This is a genomic window from Oribacterium sp. WCC10, assembly GCF_900113415.1.
Classification (GTDB): domain Bacteria; phylum Bacillota; class Clostridia; order Lachnospirales; family Lachnospiraceae; genus Oribacterium.
In genome coordinates, this window is the sequence record NZ_FOPH01000002.1 from 124,644 (window position 1) to 150,082 (window position 25,439).

A 25,439-nucleotide genomic window follows, 5' to 3' on the forward strand; every position below is an offset into this window, starting at 1 on the left:
ATATCATTTTTTAGAGATGATATATGAGTTACTGTACTATTGATTTAATATTTCAAGAGGTTTAAATGGCTGGTAATACATTCGGAAAATTATTTAGGATAACAACATTCGGAGAGTCTCACGGACCTGCATTGGGAGTTGTGATTGATGGCTGTCCCGCAGGACTGGAACTCAGTGAGGCTGACATTCAGCCTTATATGGATCGTAGAAAACCGGGACAGAATGCTAAGACAACTGCAAGAAAAGAAGATGACAGAATAGAGATACTTTCCGGTGTATTTGAGGGGGTCACCACAGGTACACCCATAGCAATGATTGTCAGAAACAGTGACCAGCACAGCAAGGACTATTCCGATATAGCCCATGTTTTCAGACCCGGACATGCGGACTACGGATTTTTCCAAAAGTATGGACTCAGAGACTATCGTGGCGGAGGACGTTCAAGCGGACGTGAGACTCTGGCCAGAGTCGCAGGCGGAGCGGTTGCGGCCAAGATCCTTTCAGAACTTGGCATAACTGTAGACGCCGAAGTTACAGAGCTTGCCGGCATTGATGTAACGACTGAAGCGGGACGTGAAGCTGCCGATGCCAGAATACTTGAACTTAAGGGCGAAGAGGATAGTGCCGGTGGTGTTGTTACTTGCTTTGTGAACAACATGCCTACAGGAATCGGAGAGCCGGTTTTTGACAAGCTTGACGCGAATCTTGCGAAAGCGGTTATGTCTATAGGCGCGGTAAAGGCTGTAGAGATAGGTGACGGTACAAAGGTTGCAAAGATGCGCGGTTCTGAAAATAATGACGGTTTTGAAGCGGTTGCTATTCCAATCGCACCTATGGAGGACGATGAGGATAACGAGGATGTGGAACACCATCCGACACTTTCGGAGATTAATAGCTTCAGAATTTCCGCAGGGCAGGAACCTCTCAGTGAAGAAGAGTATGAGGAGCAGCTGGCAAACGGCGAGTTTGACGGAACCGAAGAGGTATTTCAGGTTACCAGTAACCACGCAGGAGGAATCCTGGGAGGTATGTCAGACGGAGCAGAGATAGTGCTCAGAGCTTACTTTAAACCTACGCCATCTATAGCCCGTCCTCAGGAAACTGCCAATGAAGAAGGTGATAATGTCACAATATCTATAAAAGGCAGACATGATCCGACAGTGGTTGAGAGGGCCAATGTTGTTGTGGAATGCATGGTGGCTGTTACCATACTTGATGCACTTCTTGAGAATATGGGATGCAGGATGGATAACTTAAGAGATATTTATCCTGAAGATTGATGTTCAGCAGCATATTGCACACGAATGTTTGCATTGGCGATAATTTGTGAGTGGCAAATACTTTTGACACTCACGTCATAATATGGATTTTTATTTAATGAAAGCATACCGGATTATACAGGATATATGAGTCTGTATTTTCCTTATAAAGGCTTGTAAAAAAAGGATCACGTTGTTACAATGAACGGGCAAAAGAAACTCGCAGCGGCAAGGCACAACGGAAGTGCGCTGATGTCCTGCAAATTTATAAACAAGAAAGGCTATTATCATGGCAGACAAGAAACTTGTTGAGCAGATAACTCCTATGGAGGAGGATTTTGCCCAGTGGTACACTGATGTTGTTAAGAAGGCAGAGCTTTGTGATTACAGTTCCGTTAAGGGATTTATGGTCATTCGTCCAGCCGGTTATGCTCTTTGGGAGAACTACATGAATGTTCTCGACAAGATGTTCAAGGAGACGGGCGTTCAGAATGTAGCTATGCCAATGCTCATCCCTGAGTCTCTTCTTCAGAAGGAGAAGGATCATGTAGAGGGATTTGCTCCTGAGGTTGCGTGGGTAACTGAGGGTGGACAGAAGAAGCTTGAGGAGAGGATGTGCGTTCGTCCTACTTCTGAGACACTTTTCTGCGATTATTTCGCGAAAGTAGTTAAGTCTTACAGAGACCTTCCTCAGGTTCTTAACCAGTGGGTATCTGTTGTACGTTGGGAGAAGACAACAAGACCATTCCTTAGAACAAGAGAGTTCTTATGGCAGGAAGGTCATACTGTTCATGCAACTGCTGAAGAGGCAGAGGCACGTACAGTACAGATGCTCAACATTTATGCGGATTTCACCGAGAAGTATCTTGCGATCCCTGTAGTAAGAGGACAGAAGACCGAGAAGGAGAAGTTTGCAGGTGCTGTAGCTACATATACAATTGAGGCATTGATGCATGACGGACAGGCTCTTCAGTGCGGAACTTCACACAATTTCGGTTCTGATTTTGCAAAGGCATTTAATGTTCAGTTCCTTGATAAGGATAATCAGCTTAAGCCTGTACATGAGACTTCATGGGGTTATACAACACGTATGATCGGTGCACTTATCATGGTACACGGAGATGATTCAGGACTTAAGATTCCTCCTCGTATCGCCCCTGTACAGATCTGTATTGTTCCTATTCAGCAGAAGAAGGAAGGCGTTCTTGATAAGGCGGCAGCATTAAAGGATCAGCTTATTAAGTCAGGATTCCGCGTAAAGGTGGATGACAGTGACAAGTCTCCGGGATTCAAGTTTGCTGATTGTGAAGTAAGAGGTATCCCTCTTCGTATCGAGATCGGACCTAAGGACATCGAGAACGGTCATGCGGTTCTTGTCCGTCGTGATACAAGAGAGAAGATTCAGGTTCCTTTTGAGAATCTTGATGAAGAGGTTGCAAAGGTTCTTGAGCAGATTCAGAACGATATGTTCGAGAAGGCCAAGCAGTTCCTTGAGGAGCATACTTCAGAGGCTTTGGATATGGATCAGCTGGTTGACATCGTTAACACCAAGCGTGGATTCGTTAAGGCTATGTGGTGCGGATGCCGTGAGTGTGAAGATAAGCTTAAGGATATGTCAGGTATTACATCAAGATGTATTCCATTTGATCAGGAGCAGATCAGTGACAAGTGCGTAGTCTGCGGAAAACCTGCAACCAAGATGGTTTACTGGGGAAGAGCATATTAAGATATGCCCGATGAAGGGTGTATTTTTTTGAAACGGGTTCTCGCTTAGAGAACCCGTTTTTGGTATCATCAGTTTATGAGTTCATGAGTTATGAAAGGGTTTGACAATGAGTCTTGATGAAGGAAAGATTTTACGTTTCCAAAGAGATAAGGTTTTATATAATGCCTTGAAAAAAGAGGATGAAAATCTTAAGGATGCGGGAATCCGTTTTCTGGATGAGCTTCACCGGAATCTGCTCGATGAGTACTTGAAGAAACTGAAAAAGGAAGCTGCCGCTATCAAAACTCAAAGACTTCGTATGCCGTATTGTATCTGCATAGCCACAAGATATGCAGATACAAAAAAAGAATATCTGGATACACTATTTCAGGGGGATATCACTATTCCGACAGTAGCTATGCGTTCTTATGTTATAGATCCGGATATGAAGGAAATGCATCTCTTGATCGGAAGGAGTGAAGGCGTACAGAATGCTTCCTTTTCTGCGGATAAGGATATTGGAATCGACTTAAAGAAGAGAATATTTTCATCCGGAGAGGCAACGGTTTATTTTCATTATCTGGAGGCTTCAAGACTTATAGTTGAAGTTTTTGACGGAGAGAAATGCGTCATTTACGAAGATGTGGAGTTGAAGTCGCAAGAGTCCCGAAGTGGTGCGCATCTTTTGAATACGGTTAAGCCTCAAAAGATCTATCCTGATATCATAGAGAAAGAATTCTACGAAGCTGGAATAGTCGGAATGGACATGGTCAAGGAGGAGTTGGCTAAGTTCTATAGACAGCTTGAGAATGATAAGGTTAGAGGAACCGATACCGCATCGAAAAAGGGATATAACTTTGTTCTTACCGGAAATCCGGGTACAGGTAAAACGACGGTTGCAAGGGTTATAGGGAAAATACTTCATCAAATGGGGCTTCTTCGTTCGGAAGAGATGAAGGAAACAGACAGATCAGGTCTTGTTGCTGAATATATCGGGGGATCGGCCAGGAATACCAGGATTCTTCTTGATGATGTTCGTTCGATGGGAGGAACACTGTTTATCGATGAAGCCTATGAACTATACAAAAACAGTGACAGGGACTATGGAGAAGAAGTCATCACAACTCTTCTTAAAGATATGGAGGATCACAGAGGAGACTATTCTGTAATTATTGCCGGCTATAAAAACAAGATGGAATACATGATGGAAAATGCTAATCCCGGATTCCGTTCACGTTTTCAGTATCATATAAATATTCCTGATTATACCAATGAAGAACTTGTGGCCGCGGGTGAACTGATGATGGAAAGGGAGCAGTATTACATGTCGGAGGGAGCTAAGAAGGCTCTTCTCAGATCTATTGAAAAAGAGCGTCTCGGCGATTCTTTTGCCAATATTCGTACTGTTCGTAATATATTAAGTCGTGCCAGGGAGCGTATGGACGGACGTATAGCAGAGCTTCGTGACAGAGGTGCTGACGTAAAGATAGAGGACTACTACATTCTCACTGATAAAGATTTTGGCAGTGAGGTGGCTAAGAAGAAAACGGATGATCTGCAGACATATCTTGCTGAGCTGGACAGCCTTACAGGTCTTGAATCCGCAAAGCAAAGTGTGCATGAAATGGTTAATTCTGTCCGCATCAATAAACTTCGGATGCAGAGAGGGATATCCGATACTGCGGATGTCGGAACCATGCATCTTGTATTTAAGGGCAATGCAGGTACTGGTAAAACAACTGTGGCGCGTCTCATGGGTAAGATTTATCTTGCTTTGGGAGTATTAAAGCGAGATAAGTTTGTAGAGGTAAGTGCCAGTGATCTGATACAGCCTTATGTGGGACAGTCAGCGACAAAAACCCGTGAATATATAAAGTCGGCTCTTGGCGGAGTATTATTCATTGATGAAGCCTATATTCTCGGGCAGCGTGGAGACTTTAATAAAGAGGCACTTAATGCATTAATTACGGATGTAGAAAACTATCGCAAAGATATGATGGTTATAGTGGCAGGCTATGGAAGAGAAATGGACGAATTCCTTGATGCCAATCAGGGGCTCAGAAGTCGTTTTGCAAATGAAGTTCTGTTTGAGGATTACAGTGATGAGGAACTTCTACTGATAGCAAAGTCATGTATAGCTTCTCAAAAGTTTATACTTGAGGAAGGAAATGATGCTCTGCTTATGCAGCTTATCAGAAATAAGCGTGAAAACTCTAAAGATTTCGGTAACGCAAGGGGGGTAAGAAACATTACAGAGCTGCTTTTAAAATCAGTGAGCAACAGAATTGTACTCATGATGGATGAGGGAAAATATATTTCCGATGATGAAATAGTAACTATAAGAAGGGAAGATATTGAATCATGTCTGTAGATATGAACAGGTGGGCAGAATTTGATCGTAGATATGGGATAACCGCCATGGATGACAAACTGTCCGCAACTATGAAGGTTACGAATTACTGCAACAGTCTTTTGAGTAAGGAAGAACCTTCAGAGGTGGATAAGGAAAATATACAGAGAGCAAAGGTAGCTCTTATGCTCATTAGGGAAAGATCCTTTGACAACACAAAAAGTGATTCAAAATTTCCTGTGGGGGACATGAAACAAGATGGAACTCTCAGTATAACCCGTATGACCAATGACAGGATGTATCTTCTTGCGGTGAATCTGATAAAAAACCGGGAGTATAAAAAAGCAGAGAAGTGCCTTCAGGACCTTGCATCAAAAGGGTTTCCGAAAGCCAACAATCTTCTTGGCTATTTATATGAGAATGCGTTGACAGAGATTAGTGACAGAACTCTTGCAAAAAAATATTACGAGAAGGGAGGATCTGAGGGGCAGTTCCTCCTTGATAACTATGAAATACGTACCGGAGAGCAGAAAAAAGAAGCCGGAACCATGTATGGAGACCAGCTTGAGAAGGTGATGAAAGAAGGCAGCGATTTTTCGCTTCTTGAGAAATTACTGTCCATGATGGGACAGGATGAAGAGTTTAATCTCAGAGCAAAGGCAGAGTTTTTCAGAAATGCAGGTGACGAGAAACAATTCATATATTATCTCAGTGAATTATCTGCAAGAGGTGACGATAAGGCATCTTTAAGACTTGCTGACTTTTACGTTGAAAAGAATGATGCACAGTCGCTTCTCAGGGCAGAGGAAGTGGTTAAAACTCTTCGTAAGAGGAGGCTTTCAGTTGCTGATTTCATTCAGGGAGAGTGCTATATAAGCAAAAAAAGCACAAACTATAATCCGGATAAAGCTCTAAAGTTCTTTAAAAAATATCTGTCTGACAACAGTGACGATAAATCAGACGAGAGGTACATCATTGCGGCCCATTACAGTGCATTGATCATTTTCAACAATCCTAAAGCTGACTCTTCTGCTCTTAAAGGGGCATTGGAATTTGCACAGGATGTTAAGAGAAAAAAGCCTGCGGATGCTAATGTTGCAGGACTGATAAATGATATTAATGACCGCATTACACGTGTGGGTGATGCCGAAAGAAAGAGACTGATAAAGAGAGCTGTGATTTTGGCAATTACAGTTATCGCCTCCCTTTTTATTTTTATCCATATTAAGAAAAGCATAGACATACATGGCGGTGCATCTTCGGTAGTCGGGATTTCCTCAAGTGCCGGTGGTTTGAATGAAAAGATTCTCACGATAAGTGTGGATGCGGCAAATGTCAGATCCGGACCGGGGAAAAATTATGATGTTGTAGACACTGTGAAACAGGGAAAAACATTTACGGCTACAGGAAATAAGGATGATTCGTCCGGTACTGTCTGGTATGAGATATACCTTGATGAAGCAAGGAAAAGGACAGGATGGGTCAGCTCAAAGGTTGTGTCTGAGTGATGTTTAGCAATTTGACAAGAGGATGATATGAACAGGATAACATTACCGGTAAATGTAAAATATATTATTGAATGTCTGGAAAAGGCTGGGTATGAAGCTTATGCTGTGGGAGGGTGTGTCAGAGACAGTCTTCTTGGAAGACTGCCTGAGGACTGGGACATAACTACCAGTGCAACACCTGAACAGGTTAAAAGTGTTTTCAGGAGAACTATAGATACAGGAATACAGCATGGCACTGTGACAGTACTCATGCCGGTGCATAAGAGTAAGGTACCAGGAGACACACTCTCTGAGAATGAGAATATCTCGGATGAGTTGCAAAGCATGAATAAGACCGGCGGAGGCTTTGTGGGATATGAGGTCACTACCTACCGTATAGATGGAGAGTATCTGGACGGACGTCATCCCAGCGAGGTGACATTTACACCATCTCTTCATGAGGATCTTGCAAGAAGAGATTTCACCATAAACGCTATGGCTGTGAATGACAAAACCGGAGTTGTAGATGATTTTGACGGTCTTAAGGATATGGAGGCCCATACTATAAGAGCTGTCGGAGATCCTCTGCAGCGGTTCACAGAGGATGCACTGAGAATGCTTAGAGCCCTCAGGTTTTCTGCTCAACTTGATTTTGAGATAGATCATGACACTTATGAAGCGGTTAAAGCATTGGCGCCAAATCTCATGCACGTGTCAAAGGAGCGGATCAATGTAGAATTGACAAAGCTTCTTATGTCAGACCATCCGGAATATATCGCACTGGTGTCTGACAGCGGACTTTCTGCCTATATATCCGATCACTTTGATGATGCATTTGATGTTTCCAATGAGCAGGGGGCACCATATCCTGATATCCGTCAGTGGATACCGAGAAACATACCGAAGGAAAAGTATGTCAGATGGGGCACTTTTCTCAGAGCGGTGCCGGAAGAGGCTAAGACTATACTTAAAGAACTTAAGATGGACAATGATACTATAAATAAAGCTAGAATCATTGCGGCACTTTTCAGTGAGGAACTTCCGGAAAGCATCTATGAAGTGCGAAAGACTCTTTCTGTTATAGGCTTTGACACCTATTATGCATTCCTGGAAGCGGATGAATGTCTTTCTATACAGTTCAACGGAGAAGAAGCGGTTAGACGTCTCGACAGGATAAGAGCTACCAAAAAGCATGTGGATGCCATTCGTGATGCCGGGGACTGCATTAATCTGAGCGATCTTAAGGTTACAGGCAGTGATCTTATGGAAATCGGAATACCAAGGGGACCCGAGATAGGACTCACACTTCACAGACTTCTCGATGAGGTGCTCAAAGTTCCTTCAAGAAATGAAAAAGAAGTTCTCCTTTCGCTGGCCGGAAGATAATGAGGCGAAAATGCTGAAATCTGATTTCGGTATTTTATGATGGGTGGCAGAATTGCCACTCATTTTTGTTTTTATCTCAGCTTCTTGGTCTTGATGGAGGTACTTAAAATTGATATATTTATAGACATGATTAATTTTATTTTATGCAAAGTGACAAAAGTATGAATCTTCACCTGCTATGTTCCATCGGTAAGTGGATGACCCTTTTGGCGCTTATATCATTTTAAGAAAAGAGGGGTATTACATGTATAAGGAAGATTATGAGCGTTGGCTTGCTGCTGACCTTAAAGATGTTGATCTTAAGACCGAACTTCAGAATATCAAGGGAGATGATGAGGCAATAAAGGAGCGTTTTGCCGTTGCCCTAAAGTTCGGTACAGCAGGACTCAGAGGAACTCTCGGTGCCGGAACAAACCGTATGAATATATGGGTAGTTCGTCAGGCAACTCAGGGTGTTGCTGACTGGGTGAAGACTCAGGGAGGAACACAGACAGTGGCCATCAGCTATGATTCTCGTCTTAAGGGATGGAATTTTGCGCGTGAAGCGGCAGGAGTTCTTGCTGCCAATGGAATCAATGTTCGTATCTATGATGAGCTTATGCCGGTTCCTGCACTTTCATTTGCAACACGTTACTATCACTGCAATGCAGGTATCATGGTTACAGCATCTCATAATCCTGCAAAGTACAATGGCTACAAGGCATACGGACCTGATGGGTGTCAGATGACTGACGATGCGGCATCAGTTGTTTATAATCAGATCCAAAAGACAGATGTTCTTACCGGTGCAAAGTACATGAGCTTCGCAGAGGGCGTTGAAAAGGGACTTATCAAGTTTGTGGGAGAAGACTGCAAGAAAGGACTTTACGATGCTATTGAATCTCGTCAGGTTCGTCCTGGTGTTGCAAAGACTTCCGGTCTTAAGCTTGTCTACACACCGCTTAACGGTACAGGACTTGTTCCGGTTACAAAGGTGCTTAATGATATAGGCATTACTGACATTACTATAGTTCCTGAGCAGGAATATCCGAACGGTTATTTTACAACATGCTCATATCCGAATCCTGAGATCTTTGCAGCTATGGAGAAAGGACTTGAACTGGCAAAGAAAGAAGATGCAGATCTTCTTCTTGCAACAGATCCTGATGCAGACCGTGTTGGTATAGCCATGAAGTGTCCTGACGGTTCATATGAACTTGTAACAGGTAATGAGATGGGTGTACTTCTCCTTGATTATATCTGTGCCGGACGCAAGGAGCAGGGAACTATGCCGGAGAAGCCGGTAGCCGTTAAGTCTATCGTTTCTACACCGCTTGCCAATGCTGTTGCCGAGCACTATGGTGTTGAACTTAGAGAGGTTCTCACCGGATTCAAGTGGATCGGTGATCAGATAGCGCAGCTTGAAGCAGCAGGTGAGGAAGAGCGTTTTATCTTCGGATTTGAGGAGTCCTACGGATATCTTTCCGGTTCATATGTAAGAGATAAGGATGCGGTCGTAGGTTCAATGCTTATCTGTGAGATGGCGGCTTACTATCGTTCTATCGGATCTTCAATCAAGCAGAGACTTGAGGAAATCTATAAGGAGTATGGACGCTACCTTAATAAGGTTGATTCTTTCGAGTTCCCGGGATTAAGCGGCATGGATAAGATGGCTTCAATCATGGAAGGCCTTCGTAAGGATGCTCCATCAGAATTTGCCGGCAAGAAGGTTGTGAAGGTGACGGATTATGAGAAACCTGAAGAGACAGGTCTTCCAAAGGCCAATGTTCTCATCTATGGTCTCGATGACGGTTCGACTATTGTTGTAAGACCTTCGGGAACAGAGCCTAAGATCAAGACATATTTCACTACTCTCGGTAAGGATCTTTCAGAAGCTGAATCAGAGAAGGAGAAGCTTGCAAAGGCAATCGCACCTATTCTTGAGTGATGCTCACAGATATTTTGAAAATTTGACGATTGTATAAAGATTCGTTCGGAAAATATTATATGGTTTTTCTTAGAGGTATTACTATAATACTTCAATTGAAGTGAAGAATTTAAGATGTTAAAATGAGGCTGTCGCTTAGCGGCAGCCTTTATTTTGCACGGATTTACAGAAGGTGATGGTTCGTCTGGCGTTGAGGGAACAAGCGGTGAGCGATGGGGAGAAATCTGTTTCGCTTGATTATCGCATAGGGAGATTGTGTTATGCCGAAAAAAAGATATCTAAGAATGGATAATGCAAAGGGCATATTGATAATACTTGTTGTATTGGGACATTTTCTTTTGTTTTTACAGGGGAAGACAAAACTGTGTACTAATTTTTTTTATGAGATCTACGCATTTCATATGCCTGCGTTTACTTTTTTGTCAGGTATTTTCTCTCAGGGTATTTTTGCTAAAGAAAAGGGTGGATACAGCTTTTGGCATTTATCAAAGGTATTATGGCTTTACGTGATTTACGAGATTATAGTGTTTTTTTCGGAAATTCCGGCTTACGGTATGACTACAATGATTCCGGACTTCTTTTCGGAAAGTGGTGCGCCCTGGTATCTTTTGGCATTATTCTTCTGGTATATGGGTATACCTCTAGTAGATTGTTTCGGGAGAAAGGATATTGCGTGGCTTGCGGTGCTTGTATCAGCTCTTGCCGGAGGTTATATTTCCGGACTTGAAGACTTTCTTTCTTTGAACAGAGTTATTGCATTTGCACCGTTTTTTTATGCAGGACATATTGTGGGACCTGAAAGACTTGAAAACTTTCTTAAAGGACGGGATGTTTCAATCAAGGCTAATGTTGTCAGATACATTACTCTTGGTATAGCAGTCATAACAGTGGTTATCATCGGGGGGTTCATGTACGATTATTTTCTTCCGTATCATGATGCCATGTTCGGTGTCTCCTATGAAAGGTTCAGAGTTCATGAGAATCAGTTGAGTTTTCCCGGTATACTGTCGGATAATGTCTGGATACTCAGGCTTATATGGTATATGACGTCAGGGGCTCTCACGTTAACATTTTTACGACTTTTACCTGATAAGGAACTTCCGTTGATTACAAAGATGGGACAGAGAACGCTTCAGATATATATTCTTCACAGGCCTGTCAGAGATCTGATGCTTGCGTTCGGACTCATTACATGGGGTGATCCCGAAAATCCCTTTATTCTAATTGCAGTTATACTGTTTTGCGTTGCTTTGTCAGTGGTGCTTTCAATGCCGGTATTTACAAAACTGTTTAATCTGATATTATTCCCTTTTAGGAAAAAACAGAAATATACTATTTGATGATCCGGATATTTTCGGATAAAAAAGGAATTAATATGCTGGAAATCATAAGGAATCTGTGTATCTTTGATGATTACACAGTGCTTCAGTGGGCGTTGCTTTTTATGTTCTACTGTATTTTTGGATGGGCTTTTGAGTCTGTGTACTGTTCGCTAAAAGAACTAAGGTTTCTTAACAGAGGTTTTTGTCATGGACCGTGGCTTCCGATATATGGTGTGGGAGCTGTTATGTTCCTGATGTTTGCGTGGCCCTTTCGGGACAATCTTATAAAGGTGTATTTCATGGGAATGTTTGTGGGCACAGGACTTGAACTTGTTACAGGTTTTCTCATGTTTAAAATATTCCATATGAAGTGGTGGGATTACAGTCAGAATCCATTCAACTTCCATGGATACATATGTCTATATGCGTCTCTCGCCTGGGGAGTGCTGGCTGTTGTCTTTACAAAGCTTATTCATCCTCATGTGGCTGCTATTTCTGAGGATTGGACATATACAGGCTTTGTTGTAGCTGTGACCATGCTGTACACATTATTTGTGGAAGATCTTGTGTTTTCTGTCATAGGTGCCCTCGATCTCAAGAAGAGAATCGAGCAGCTTGCTGCTAACAGTGAGGAGATTCAGAATCTTAAGCTGAATATCAGTGAGGTGAGGGAGCGTATTATTGAGATGCAGGAACAGGCACGGGCCAATGTTTCTGAAGTAAAATCAATCGCTGAAACGGAAGGGAATCTTGCTGCGGCAAAGGTTGTAACAGAGGAAACAAAGCGTGCACTTGCGACGGGAGGTACACTTGTAGCAAAGACTATTGCAAACAGTAGTGTCAATGCGGCAAAGGCCGCTGTTAAAACAGTCACAGAAGCGGGAACTGCAACAGGAAAAACTGTTATAAATGTGGGGGCTACCGCAGGAAAAACAGTTATTGATGCAGGTACCACTGCCGGCAAGACAGTTGTGAATGTAGGTAAATCTGCAGCGAGAAAAGTGGCTAATGCTGTTCCGGGTTCGCGACACAATGGACTCAGACATTCAGAAAACAAGGAGGGTCTTGAGATACGCCGCAGACGTATGGAAGAACGTCTCAGGATACTTGAGGATGGAGGAGACGCAAATTCAGGGCGTATGAACTGGTGGGTAGGAAGCATGCTCAGGAACAATCCTACACTTAAGGGTAAGTCTGAAAACTATGATAAGCTCAGGGAAGCAGCCAGAAGATATGCGGAGAGTTTTGAAAAGCTGGAGGCTCGTATTGAAGAAGAGTACAAAAAATTCGAAGATGATGGAATAGAAAAGTAAAACAGCAGGAAGCGTCCATTGCGATGCTTCCTGCTGTTTTGCTTTTGACAGGGTTTCAGATAATTATAGATTTTTTTACTAACTCTGTTTGCCCGGGCAATTCTTATGTCACAGAATGCGAATGACCCCGCCGAAGTTGTTGCGCTCCGACGGGGTCTTCTTGTCTCTGCTTTATATCTATATATGTCAAGAGCTCTTACAAGGGGAGAAAAAAGAACTCTTACTAAGTATATGTTAAACGGTCATGCTGGATAGGAACAATAAGTATAAAACTGTTGATATCATACGCATATGCGACCGTTGTTTTTGAAGGGGGCTCCGAAGTGTATTACAACTCCGGAGTATGAGTATGAAAAGCTTTTTTTGTGTTACATCTCTGTAACTGTTTATATGATACCCAAGTTATGTGACTGAATTATGTCTCATAGCTTAAAGAAGTCTAAAATTTATAAAGAAATAATAAATACGACGTACTATTTATGAAGAACTGCATATGTAAAATCTTAAGAAGATGAAATGAAGCAGGGACGATAATGTTCCGGAATATACATGTTACAAAAATATCAATAGACTCTTTACAGACGTTGACAAATCTGTTAACGTATTTATGTCAACCGATTAACATATTACAACATATGTTAGGAGAAAGAAAAAAGAAATGAATAAAAACTATAAGAAAATCAATAAGTCAACGACCAATTATGCTGAGGAACTCCTTAAGGTTCTTCCATGGGAAGCAAAGGAGGTTCCTGCAGAGATTCCTCACGGCGATATGCCGGGAGATAAGATTGAGATAGACGATTCTCATGTTCAGAAGGCAAACACTATTTTTTCTGTTCTTGCAAAGGAAATAGCAGAAAAGATTAAAACAAATCCATATCAGCGTACAGTCATAAGTGTATGTGGTGGTTCAGGCGTAGGAAAATCAGAGATAGCTTCTGTTCTTGGCTGGTTCCTCAATCAGGCAGGGATAGGTACATATATTCTTTCAGGAGATAACTATCCTCATCGTATTCCTATGTATAACGATGCTGAACGTCTTCATATCTTCCGAGAGAGTGCTGTTAGGGGCATGGTTGATGCAGGCGATTATACTGACGAAAGATTCGCTGAGATCAGAAAGTGGCAGCAGGAGGATACAGATGCTGACAAGGCTCATGCAGAGGGTAAAGAATGGTTTATGTCATATCTTGCGGGAGGTCGTGAGGGACTGTCGGGTTATCTTGGTACTCCAAACGAAACCGATTTTGATGAGGTAAGCACTATTATCAGCGCATTCAAGGATGGAGCGGCTGATCTTTGGCTGAGACGTATGGGAAGAGATGCATCAAGTCTCTGGTATGACGAAGTTGATTTCTCTGATAAACAGGTACTTATCATAGAGTGGACACATGGAAACAGTGATTTCCTTAAGGGAGTGGATATCCCGGTTCTTCTTAACAGTACACCTGCCGAAACTCTTGCTCACAGAAGAGCGAGAAACCGTGACGGAAAGACAGATAGCGCATTCACAACCATGGTTCTTGAAATTGAACAGGCAAAGCTTCACAGTCAGGCTCATAAGGCGAAAATTATCTGTGCCAAGAATGGTGAACTGATAAGCTTTGATGAGTATACCGAGCGAATGAAGGATCAGTTCTGATCATTCTGAAGTTTTTAGAATGAGTAAACTTTGGCGTAGCACATTGCACTTGAGTGTTTGTGCTACGCATAACTATATCTAGATAACAGGAGTATTAAATGGAGAAACATTATACAGATAACGGTCCTATGCTTAATGCTTATCCTGATAGTATGGGCGGACGTCTCAGTGATGTTGTAGGTTTTCTTGAGAAGCCTGAGATGAAGGATGCATTTCAGTCTTTCTACATTCTTCCGAGTATTTTCAATACAGACCTTGATAGAGGATTTTCGGTTATTGATTACAATATTAATCGTGAACTTGGAAGCGAAGAAGATCTTGAAAGACTCAGAAATCTTGGGGTTAATCTGAAACTTGATTTCATACTTAATCATGCTTCGGTTCTTTCACCACAGTTCCAGGATCTCATCAGAAATGGTGAGAATTCAAAGTATGCTGATTTCTTTATCAACTGGAATAAGTTCTGGGATGGAAAGGGTCAGATGACTGAGGAGGGCTATATTCAGCCGGATGAAGAGTATATCAAGGATATGTTCTTCCGCAAACCGGGTCTTCCTATCCTTATGGTTCGCACTCCGGGCGGTAAGGATGTACCATATTGGAACACCTTTTATCAGGAGGTAATCTATAAGCGTCCTGATGCTATGGATCTTATGAGCGCTATGGATATTCAGTATCTTAGTGCAGAACGTATCTGTGAAATTGTGAATACTGCTCTTGATGAGGGCAAAAAACCTTCAGAGATCGATCTTTCGGGTTATGAGGATTATCGTGATAAGGTTGTGGATTATCTTGAATCCAACCGCAAGTATCTTGGACAGATGGATCTCAATGTTAAGTCCCCTCTCGTTTGGGAGCATTATGAGAATACATTGAAGGCTCTTTCTGACTATGGTGCATCTATTGTACGTCTTGATGCGTTTGCCTATGCCCCTAAGGAGCCTGGTAAAAAGAATTTCATGAATGAGCCTGATACATGGGATTTGCTTTCTAAAGTGCGTGAGCTTGCGGATAGATATCACGTGACGCTTCTTCCTGAAATTCACGCAAGCTACGGTGAGAAGGTCTACAAGAAGGTTGCGGACATGGGATACATGACTTACGATTTCTTTCTTCCGGGTCTTCTTATCGATGCAATTGAGAAAAAGAGCGGTAAGGATCTTGCGCGTTGGGCTAAGGAGCTTGTGGATGACAAGATTCGTACAGTAAATATGCTTGGCTGCCATGATGGTATACCTCTTCTTGATCTTAAGGGGTTGCTTCCTGAGGAGGAGATTCAGAATCTTATCGATACCATAGTTGGAAGAGGTGGACTTGTAAAGGATCTTCATGGTAAGAAGAATATGTATTATCAGGTCAATGCTACCTACTTTAGCGCTCTTGGCGAAGATGAACGCAAGATGCTTCTTGCGCGTGCGATTCAGATGTTCATGCCTGGTAAGCCACAGGTATGGTATCTTGATCTTTTTGCCGGTAAAAATGATCATGAGGCGGTCAAGTCTGCCGGACCTGCCGGACATAAGGAGATAAACCGTACCAATCTCAGCCTTAAGGATATGGAAGGTAGACTGACTTCAGACATAGTATCTAGGCAGGTAGAAATGCTTAGGTTCCGTAACACCTGCCCTGCATTCGGCTTTGATGCAGAGTTCGCTGTTGACAGTGATGGTACAAAGATGTCTATGACATGGAAGAAGGACGGTCATACAGCTTGCCTTAAGGTGGATTTTTCGGATTACAGTTATGAGATTTCATCAGATTAAACTATTTGCTTTTTAAGCATTCACTATGCATACCGCCAAACCGAAAAAACGGTTGGCGGTATTTTTGTACAAAAAAACGCACAAAACGCCTATGCAAATATTGCACAATATACACAAAAATGTGTTATACGATTGACAGAAATTGTGAAAAGCGTTATATTCACATCAAGTTAAGTGTCAAACGGTTGACAGAATTAAAGCAACGACACGAAGGTATATTTATTAGCCGAAGAGGAGAAAACCATGAAAAAGAGCATTAACAGATTGGCTGCTTTACTTATGACAGCAGCTTGTGTAAGTTCACTTGTAGCATGTGGCGGTAGCACAAAGACAGAGACCGCTACAACAGCAGCTGCGGCAGAAGGAACAACTGCAGCCGCAGAGAGCAAAGAGGCTGTAGCACCTACAGAGAAGTCAGACCTTGCAGGGCAGTCTATCACAATCCTTAACTCAAAGGGTGAGATTCAGACAGCACTTGAAGAGCTTGCAGCAACTTTTACAGAAGAGACAGGAATCGAGCTTGAGGTTCTCAGCTGTGGTACCGGTGAAGTTCCTTACACAAAGGTTACTTCAATGTACAGCTCAGGAACGGCTCCAACCATGTCAATACTTGATACAACTGATGTTATCGCACTTGCAACAGAGTATGGTCTTGACCTCAGTGATCAGGATTGGATTCAGTATTGCGATAGTATGACAACCAAGGTTGACGGTAAGGTATACAGCTTCCCGTTCTGCGTTGAGGGAAGAGGTATCATTTATTCAAAGAAGGCTATCGAGGATGCTTTAGGAAAAGAGTTTGATCCTGCAAGCATCAACTCACTTGATTCTTTCAAGGCTATATGTGAAGAACTTAGAGCAGCCGGTATGGAGAATCCTGTAGTTCTTTCAAAGGAAGACTGGTCACTCGGAGCTCATCAGCTTGGTTATATCTATGATACAAATGATGGAACAACAGCAGGCGCTGACAAGATCATGGCAGCTCTTAAGGATGGTTCACAGAAGGTTGAAGATTATGACCGTTTCAACCAGTTCATGGATACAATGGATGTTATCCTTGAGTATAACTATAATAAGGAAGATCCGCTTGGTGCTATCTATGATGAGGATGCTATGCATCTTGTAGATGGTGATGCAGCATTCTGGCCTAACGGTAACTGGGCTTGGCCAAACATCGAGACAGCAGGTGCAACAACAGATGATGAGTTTGGTTTCATCTCATTCGTACTTGGTAATGATACAGCTGATTTTGCAAACACATCAATGCAGGCTTCTCCTACAAAGCAGCTTATGGTAGACGCTAAGCAGTCAACACCTGAGCAGCAGGCAGCAGCACTTGAGTTTATCAACTGGCTCGTAAATTCAGAGTCAGGCCAGAAGGGTCTTGTTGAGAAGCTTCAGATTATCCCTGCATGCTCAAATAACACTGTAGCTCCTCTTGATCCTCTTAGCCGTGATATCGTTGCAAAGATGGCTGACGGACATACATATTCATCAAGCTTTGTAGCTCCTTCAGACCATTGGTCAGTAGTGGGTGCTATCATGCAGAAGTATGTAGCAGGTGAGACAGACCGTGCAGGTGCAGCATCTGAGATCGATGCTTACTGGCAGAAGCAGGCATAATCAATGCTTTAACCTCCACGATAATTGTACTTAAAGTGATACTTAAATTCAGGACTGATTGATCTTATCCGAGTAGATCGGAGAGACGGAAATGAGACAACAGGTACGTTTCCGATTGCGAACCGAGAATTGATTTCAGACAGTTCGCAACTCAGCCCTGAATTTTTTTAGAATTAGAAAGGCAGATCATTATGAATTCTCTGGGCCGGACTACCGGTGATAAAATTAAAAGTTTTCTTATGTTTGCACTTCCGGGGACATTTGTCTTCGTATGTGTTGTTATCATTCCGTTCCTTTACGGATTTTATCTGACATTTACGGATTGGAACGGTGTAGCTGCTGTAAAGAATCTTGTGGGATTTGATAACTATAGGGCGCTTGCCCAGGATAAAGAATTCTGGAAATCCATGGGACTTACATTGAAGTACGTTGTTCTTTCTGTTCTTCTTGTAAATGCATTTGGCTTCCTTTTTGCATATTTCCTATCCGGAAGAATTAAAAAAGGACAGAATCTTTTCCGTGCAGGTTTCTTTACACCTAACCTCATCGGAGGAGTAGTTCTCGGATTCATCTGGCAGTTTGTTTTTTCTCAACTTCTTGTAAAGTTTGGAAAAAGCCTGGGTATAGCTTTGTTTTCGAAGTCATGGCTGTCCGATCCAACAAAGGCCTTTTGGGCACTTGTTATAGTAACTGTTTGGCAGCTCAGCGGTTATATGATGCTTATCTACATCGCAGGTTTTACGGGACTTTCTGAGGATGTTCTTGAAGCTGCTTCCATAGACGGAGCACATGGCTGGTCAAAAATGCGCCATATCGTACTTCCTCTTATGGTGCCTTCATTTGTTATCTGTATTTTCCTGACTCTCTCGAGAGCATTCATGGTTTATGATATTAACCTTACATTGACAGGCGGAGAGCCTTACGGAAGTACAAGACTTGTTGCGATGCATGTTTATGAAAAGGCATTTACAGCAAGACAGTACGGCATAGGACAGGCAGAGGCGGTTTTCCTCTTCTTCGTTGTTGCCGTTATCTCAGGTCTGCAGGTATATATCGGTAAGAAACAGGAGGTAGAGGCATGATGAATGCTAAGGAAAATGTTTCCGCTGCAAATCTTGAACCAAAGGCTCAGGATCGTGTTGGTGGAACAAAAAAACTTGTCAAGGATATATGCATCTACATTCTTCTTATCATCGGTGCATTATTCTATCTTGTTCCATTCTTTATGGTTATAGTAAACTCCTTTAAGCAGAAAAAGGATATCATCAAGGCACCTATGGATCTTATCGGAGCCGGTGGTATGAGTCTTGATAACTATGGAAAGGCATTTAAACAGATGGAGTTCATGAAAGCCTTCGGAAACTCTCTCTTTATCACAGGCCTTTCAACAATTGCAGTTATTGTATTATCTTCTATGGTGGCATATTATATCGTTCGCGCAAACACCAGTCTTGCCAAGGTGATATTTGCACTTATGATTTCATCGATGATTATACCGTTCCAGTCAATCATGATACCCTTGGTTTCTATTTACGGCGCAAATCTCGGACTGCTTAACCATCGTTTTTCATTAATATTCATGCATACCGGTTTTGCCATGAGTATGTCGGTGTTTATGTATGCGGGATTTTTGAAGAGTGGTGTTCCGAGATCATTGGAGGAAGCTGCATATATTGACGGATGTACGAAGATGGAAACTTTCAGAATGATTGTATTTCCTCTTTTGAAACCTACTACTGCAACACTTGTAATTCTTAATGCGATGCAGTTCTGGAATGACTATCTGCTTCCGAGTCTTGTTCTTGGAAAGAAACCGTTATATACACTTCCGCTTTCAACTTACAGCTTTTATGGAACATACAGCTCGGATTACGGTCTCATTATGGCTGCACTTGTACTTACACTTCTTCCTATCCTTATTCTGTACTTCTTCTTACAGAAGCAGATCATTGCAGGTATGGTAGCCGGAGCCGTTAAGTAATTGGTTAAAAACACTTAAAATTAATTATTTTCAATGTTATATTTCTGTATTTTGCGGAAAAACATAGGAACTATAGTATAATAAAGCCGGACATTTGAGATGTCCGGCTTTTGTGTTATACTGCTAGTTCATGACTAGAAAAACGATAATAGTAAAGGGAATAGAATATGGCAACAACATTAAAAGATGTGGCAAAAGAGGCCGGACTGGCAGTGGAGACTGTTTCCAGAGTTCTGAATAACAGAGGATATATAAGCGAGAAGACCAGAAAGAAGGTTAATGACGCCATGCAGAAGATAGGCTACAGGCCTAACATTGTTGCGAGAACCCTCTCAAAAGGAAGATCTGATGCGATTGCTGTCATTGTTCCGCACATGGTCCATCCGTATTTTTCGCAGATGTTAAGCGAGATAGAGCAGTATGCGGCAGAAAAGCAGTACCAGATATTTATCAGCAATTCTACAGGTGATCTTCAGAAGGAAACCAGTATTCTTGAATTATGTGAGAACAGTCTTGTGGCAGGAGTACTGATATTCAGCAGACGGGTTAAGCCGGAGATACTTAAAAAGTTCAATCTTCCTATTATTACGATTGAGCGATTCATTGAAGGCGGAACAGGCTGTGTCCTTTGCGATAACTATAAGGGCGGACAACTTGCTGCAGAGGAGCTCATTAAAAAGGGATGTAAAAATCTCCTGATGCTTGGAAGCGTATGGCAGAGCAAGATGCCTGCGGATGTGCGTGAAGACGGATTCATGGATGTCTGCCGTAAAAACGGAGTAAATGCAAAAGTACTCACCAGTAATGCTTTTGAATACGAGGAAATGGAGTATCATGAGAGTATAAGAAAAGCATTGAATGAGTTTCCTGATACAGACGGCATATTCTGCAGTTCGGATCTGATTGCGGCCCAGGTTCTGCAAGTGGCTTCGATGATCGGAAAGAAAGTCCCGGAGGATCTCAAGATTATTGGCTTTGATGATACACAGTTATCAAGACTGACCACACCTCAGCTCACAACCATACATCAACCCATCAGGGAAATGGCAAGGCTTTCTCTGGATATGATATTTGATACATTGGAGAATAAGGAAGTAACAGAGCGAAATGTTCTTGATGTAAATCTCGTTGTGAGGGGAACTACTTGATAAGCCTGATTATTAGGTGTGACAATTATTACTTTAAAAATCCTATCCTATCTATTATACTATACAGGATTATGGGTTATTGCCTGTTTATAGTTTGGCGATTATTGGGAGAGTTTAATGTTTTCGTTGATTTCAAATGATATTGGAATAGATCTTGGAACTTCAAGCGTTCTCGTATATATAAAAGGAAGAGGCGTTGTTTTGAAGGAGCCTTCGGTTGTGGCTGTCAATAAAGAAACAAACAAGGTTCTGGCATATGGAGAGGATGCTCGCCTTATGCTTGGAAGAACACCTGAAAATATAGTGGCGGTACGTCCGTTGCGTCAGGGCGTTATATCTGACTATACTTTAACTGAGCAGATGCTTAAGCATTTTATCAATAAGGCTGTCGGAAAGCGTACCTTACGTAAGCCGAGAATATCTGTATGTATTCCTTCCGGTGCAACGGAGGTTGAGAAGAAGGCTGTTGAAGATGCAACCTATCACGCAGGTGCAAGAGAGGTAACGATCATTGAGGAACCTGTTGCGGCTGCTATCGGCGCCGGAATAGACATCAGTAAGCCTCAGGGTAATATGATCATTGACATTGGAGGTGGCACTTCCGATATCGCTGTCATCGCACTTGATGGACCTGTTGTTTCGGAGTCGATCAAGGTGGCAGGTGACGATTTTGATGAAGCCATCCTTCGGTATATGAGAAAGAAGCACAATCTTCTGATCGGTGAGAGAACTGCGGAAGATATCAAGGTGAATATCGGTTGTGCCAGTAAGAGACCGGAGAATATCACTATGGAAGTCAGGGGACGTAACCTTGTTACGGCACTTCCGAAAACAGTGGTTGTCAGTGCGGACGAGATCATGGACGCGCTTCTGGAGCCGGCCACTATGATAGTTAATGCTGTACATAATGTACTTGAACGTACTCCGCCGGAGCTTGCGGCAGATATCTATGAAAGAGGTATCGTCATGACAGGTGGAGGCTCTCTTCTCTACGGACTTGATAAGCTGATGCATGAGAAGACAGGTATCACATGTATGCTTGCTGAAGATCCGCTTACTGCGGTTGCTATAGGAACAGGAAAGTTTATTGACATTGCAAACGGCGATGATGATGACCTGTAACAGATTATAAGGATAGGGGGTGGCCTTTTGGGCTGCCCTTTTGTTGTATGACAGACGCTTTTTAATTGCGGGATACATCTGAGGAAACAAATTTGAATTTTTTTGAAGGCTATATTGATCATATTATATTCAGAAGTGATTCTACCGGCTATACAGTTATGGTTGGTGTGATGAATGGTAAGGATTATACTCTCGTCGGAACTGTTCCGGGTATCGAACCCGGTGAAAATATAAAGGCAGACGGACATGAAACCACACATCAGATCTACGGTACGCAGTTCGTGATAGATAAATATCAGGTGGTTGCACCTGAGAGCAGCGAAGCGGTTGAAAGATATCTTGGTTCGGGTGCCATAAAGGGAATAGGCGCAGCCATGGCTTCTCGCATTGTAAAGAAGTTCGGAGATGATACAATGCGCATCATTGAGGAGGAGCCGGAACGTCTTGCTGAGATAAAAGGAATATCAGAGAGAAAGGCTATCGATATAGCTGCATCTGTCAATTCAAAAAGAGAAATGCAGGATGCGGTCATGTTCCTTCAACAATACGGCATTTCCATCAATATGGCCGGAAAAATCTTTTCTCAGTATGGGAATGAAATGTACGATATAGTACGGGACAATCCATATAAGCTTGCTGAGGATATCGAAGGAATGGGTTTCAGAACCTGTGATGAGATAGCCAGAAATGCCGGAATAAAAGTGGATTCTGATTTTCGTATAGAAGCCGGAATCCAGTATGCGCTTACTATGGCTGAGGGAAACGGTCATTGTTATCTGCCTTTGCCGGAATTGCTCAGAACAACTGAAGTTCTACTTAATATTACTATCCATGATATAAACCGTTATCTTCTTGATCTTCAGATGCAGGGAAGAGTGATGGTTAAAAGTAGTGGTAAAAAGAAAACCATAGATGATTTTCTGAATGAAACGGCATTTTCGGAAGGGAACGGACAGGATGGAACATTTGCAGCTCCGGAATCTCAACCGGGAATTAATCCGGAAGCCGAATGTCATATAGTTTTCGATGCCGATAACAGAAACGTGGATCCCGGTACCAGAGTGTACAGGTCGCTTTTGTACTACACAGAGCTTCAGGTTGCGACAAAACTTCAGGAACTGAATATCTCTAAGGGAAAAGATGACGAAGCGTCTCTTGAAGATGAGATCGACAGGATAACGGATAAGGAAGGAATAGAGCTTGATGAACTTCAGCGTCAGGCTGTCTCTTATGCAATGAATTCAGGACTTTTGGTTATAACCGGTGGACCGGGAACCGGTAAAACGACTACCATAAACACCATCATCAGAGTTTTTGCTAATGAGGGGAAAACTATTCTTCTTGCTGCACCGACGGGAAGAGCGGCAAAAAGGATGTCAGAATCAACAGGATGGGCGGCATCGACTATTCACAGACTTCTCGAGTATCAGGGAAGACCGGAGGATGATGGAGATGAAGGCGGCGAACAGATAAGAGGTCATTTTGAGAGGGATGACAGTAATCCGCTTGAATGTGATGTGGTTATCATTGATGAAATGTCTATGGTTGACATCTTTCTAATGAATTCTCTGCTTAAAGCTATTCATAAGGGAACAAGATTGATTATGGTGGGAGATGCAAATCAGCTGCCATCGGTTGGCGCTGGAAATGTCCTGAGAGATATCATTGAATCAGGCAGTATACGTACTGTTAAACTCAATCATATTTTCAGACAGGCGGCCGAATCGGATATTGTTGTTAATGCACATAAGATAAATGAGGGAAAATCTGTTGATCTCAGTAAAAAATCAAAGGATTTTCTATTTATCAGAAATCAGAACCCTGATCAGATATTCAATTCAATAACTGCGCTGGTGCTGGATAAGCTTCCGGGATATCTTGATGTTGATCCGTTTGAAATGCAGATTATGACGCCTCAGCGTAAAGGGGCCTTGGGCGTTGAGAGATTGAATCAGCTTTTGCAGGACAGAATAAATCCCAAGGATAGTAAGAAGCCTGAAAAGGAAATCAACGGAACATTGTTCAGACTTGGTGATAAAGTTATGCAGATAAAGAATGACTACAATCTTATATGGGAAATAAGAGGCAGATACGGGGTTCCTGTCGAAAAGGGTGAGGGAGTGTTCAATGGAGATATTGGCGTCATAACTGAAATCAACAACTTTGCTCAGAATCTTACAGTTCAGTTTGATGACAGATTTGTTGAGTATGAGTTTAAGCAGTGCGACAGCCTTGATCTTGCATATGCCATAACTATACATAAGTCTCAGGGATCAGAGTATCCAGCTGTCATTATTCCGATGTATCAGGGACCTCAGATGCTTATGAATCGTAACCTTTTATACACTGCTGTTACAAGAGCTAAAAGGTGTGTGTGCCTGGTGGGAAATCCGCAGATCTTTGAACAGATGATAAGAAATGAATCTGAGGCTAAACGATATTCGTCTCTTGCAGAACGTATTAAGGAGATATCCTATGCGGGATGAGAGAAGTTATGGAATCGCCAAAGATTTATGTATGACGAAAATCTGTGGTGAAAAGAGTGCAAAGCGAGGCTGCAGTTATAAAAGCGTGAATATTACTATGTTTTTGGATAAACTCTCGCAATGCGCCGGGGATCTCATATTTCCCAGGAGATGCCCTGTGTGCGAGGAACCGGTCTCTCCATCCGGAGCCCTGATATGTCCGGAGTGTGAGGGAAAGCTTCATTTTATCAAAGAACCGGCATGCAAGATATGCGGAAGAGAGATAGCTGAAGAAGAAGCGGAGCTGTGCTGTAACTGTAAGCGCCACAGATTCAGCTTTGAATATGGTTATTCACTTATGAATTACGATGATGTGGCAGCCAGATCCATTAGCAGGATAAAATATACAGGAGCAAGGGAATATCTTGACTATTATGGAAAAAAAGCAGTTGAACTCTATGGCGAGAGGATAAAAAGTATTGGGATTGACGCATTGGTACCGGTGCCTGTCCATAGGTCAAGGTTTATAAAGCGAGGGTATAATCAGGCGGAAGTTCTTGCTTCTGTTATGGGAAAAGAACTGGATATACCCGTTTATGAGGATGCTATGGTAAGAAACAAAAAGACTACGGCGTTAAAGGAACTTAGCGCTTCGGAAAGACTGAAAAATCTTACCGGGGCTTTCTCTGCCGGAGAAATCCCGTATGATATGCATTCGGTGCTTCTTATAGATGATATATTTACGTCAGGTGCTACCCTTGAAGCTATAAGCAGATGTCTAAAATCAGCAGGTGTCGATAGGGTGTATTGTTTTACTTTAGCGATAAAACCTGAAGATTGAGGGTTTGCCCGGTTAAAACGGGCTGATTTCTGCGCATAATTATATGACTTATCTGATATGTATGGATTTGTGAAGCGGATTCCGATAAAGAAGACGGGGGTGAAT

17 protein-coding genes are annotated in these 25,439 nt (G+C 42.4%); all 17 read left to right on the forward strand.

Translation table 11 applies throughout. The features are described 5' to 3' along the window. Positions 1-65: 65 nt before the first annotated feature. The 17 genes from aroC to BM294_RS01975 all read left to right on the forward strand — a co-directional run bounded on the left by aroC (position 66) and on the right by BM294_RS01975 (position 25,334). The gene (gene aroC / locus BM294_RS01895) at positions 66-1,280 is read left to right on the forward strand and encodes a chorismate synthase (protein ID WP_091204364.1); all 1,215 of its coding nucleotides are present in this window, start codon (positions 66-68) and stop codon (positions 1,278-1,280) included. Between the two features lie 268 nt (positions 1,281-1,548). Next, the gene (proS, locus tag BM294_RS01900) at positions 1,549-2,985 is read left to right on the forward strand and encodes a proline--tRNA ligase (protein WP_091204366.1); all 1,437 of its coding nucleotides are present in this window, start codon (positions 1,549-1,551) and stop codon (positions 2,983-2,985) included. A gap of 106 nt (positions 2,986-3,091) precedes the next feature. Further along, positions 3,092-5,335 (forward strand): AAA family ATPase, encoded by a 2,244-nt coding sequence (locus BM294_RS01905; RefSeq protein WP_091204368.1) that lies wholly within the window; start codon positions 3,092-3,094, stop codon positions 5,333-5,335. Beyond that, entirely contained in the window at positions 5,326-6,822 is a 1,497-nt protein-coding gene (locus tag BM294_RS01910) for an SH3 domain-containing protein (protein ID WP_091204370.1), read from the forward strand. The genes BM294_RS01905 and BM294_RS01910 overlap by 10 nt, the downstream gene beginning before the upstream one ends. Positions 6,823-6,849: 27 nt before the next feature. After that, a complete protein-coding gene (locus BM294_RS01915; protein WP_091204371.1) occupies positions 6,850-8,187 on the forward strand; it encodes a CCA tRNA nucleotidyltransferase in 1,338 nt (445 codons plus the stop codon). Between the two features lie 244 nt (positions 8,188-8,431). After that, positions 8,432-10,114: a phospho-sugar mutase gene (locus tag BM294_RS01920; RefSeq protein WP_091204373.1), complete on the forward strand. Its 1,683-nt coding sequence runs from the start codon at positions 8,432-8,434 to the stop codon at positions 10,112-10,114. 260 nt (positions 10,115-10,374) lie between these two features. After that, positions 10,375-11,454, forward strand: a complete 1,080-nt coding sequence (locus BM294_RS01925) for an acyltransferase family protein (protein ID WP_091204375.1) — start codon at positions 10,375-10,377, stop codon at positions 11,452-11,454. 35 nt (positions 11,455-11,489) lie between these two features. Beyond that, positions 11,490-12,749, forward strand: coding sequence for a putative ABC transporter permease (locus BM294_RS01930; RefSeq protein ID WP_175494420.1), 1,260 nt, complete (start codon positions 11,490-11,492; stop codon positions 12,747-12,749). A 658-nt stretch (positions 12,750-13,407) separates the two neighbouring features. Continuing rightward, entirely contained in the window at positions 13,408-14,391 is a 984-nt protein-coding gene (locus BM294_RS01935) for a nucleoside/nucleotide kinase family protein (protein WP_242944388.1), read from the forward strand. A gap of 98 nt (positions 14,392-14,489) precedes the next feature. Next, on the forward strand, positions 14,490-16,154 hold the full coding sequence (locus BM294_RS01940; protein WP_091204379.1) for an alpha-amylase family protein: 1,665 nt from the start codon (positions 14,490-14,492) through the stop codon (positions 16,152-16,154). A 243-nt stretch (positions 16,155-16,397) separates the two neighbouring features. Next, a complete protein-coding gene (locus BM294_RS01945) occupies positions 16,398-17,777 on the forward strand; it encodes an ABC transporter substrate-binding protein (RefSeq protein WP_091204381.1) in 1,380 nt (459 codons plus the stop codon). Positions 17,778-17,968: 191 nt separating this feature from the next. Next, a complete protein-coding gene (locus BM294_RS01950) occupies positions 17,969-18,859 on the forward strand; it encodes a carbohydrate ABC transporter permease (protein WP_091204382.1) in 891 nt (296 codons plus the stop codon). Then, on the forward strand, positions 18,856-19,758 hold the full coding sequence (locus BM294_RS01955) for a carbohydrate ABC transporter permease (protein ID WP_242944389.1): 903 nt from the start codon (positions 18,856-18,858) through the stop codon (positions 19,756-19,758). The genes BM294_RS01950 and BM294_RS01955 overlap by 4 nt, the downstream gene beginning before the upstream one ends. 167 nt (positions 19,759-19,925) lie before the next feature. Then, on the forward strand, positions 19,926-20,906 hold the full coding sequence (locus BM294_RS01960) for a LacI family DNA-binding transcriptional regulator (protein ID WP_091204383.1): 981 nt from the start codon (positions 19,926-19,928) through the stop codon (positions 20,904-20,906). A 117-nt stretch (positions 20,907-21,023) separates the two neighbouring features. Further along, on the forward strand, positions 21,024-22,028 hold the full coding sequence (locus BM294_RS01965; RefSeq protein ID WP_091204384.1) for a rod shape-determining protein: 1,005 nt from the start codon (positions 21,024-21,026) through the stop codon (positions 22,026-22,028). A gap of 92 nt (positions 22,029-22,120) precedes the next feature. Continuing rightward, complete coding sequence (recD2, locus tag BM294_RS01970) at positions 22,121-24,514, forward strand: SF1B family DNA helicase RecD2 (protein ID WP_091204385.1); 2,394 nt, start codon at positions 22,121-22,123, stop codon at positions 24,512-24,514. After that, complete coding sequence (locus BM294_RS01975) at positions 24,504-25,334, forward strand: ComF family protein (RefSeq protein ID WP_242944390.1); 831 nt, start codon at positions 24,504-24,506, stop codon at positions 25,332-25,334. The genes recD2 and BM294_RS01975 overlap by 11 nt, the downstream gene beginning before the upstream one ends. Positions 25,335-25,439: the final 105 nt, after the last annotated feature.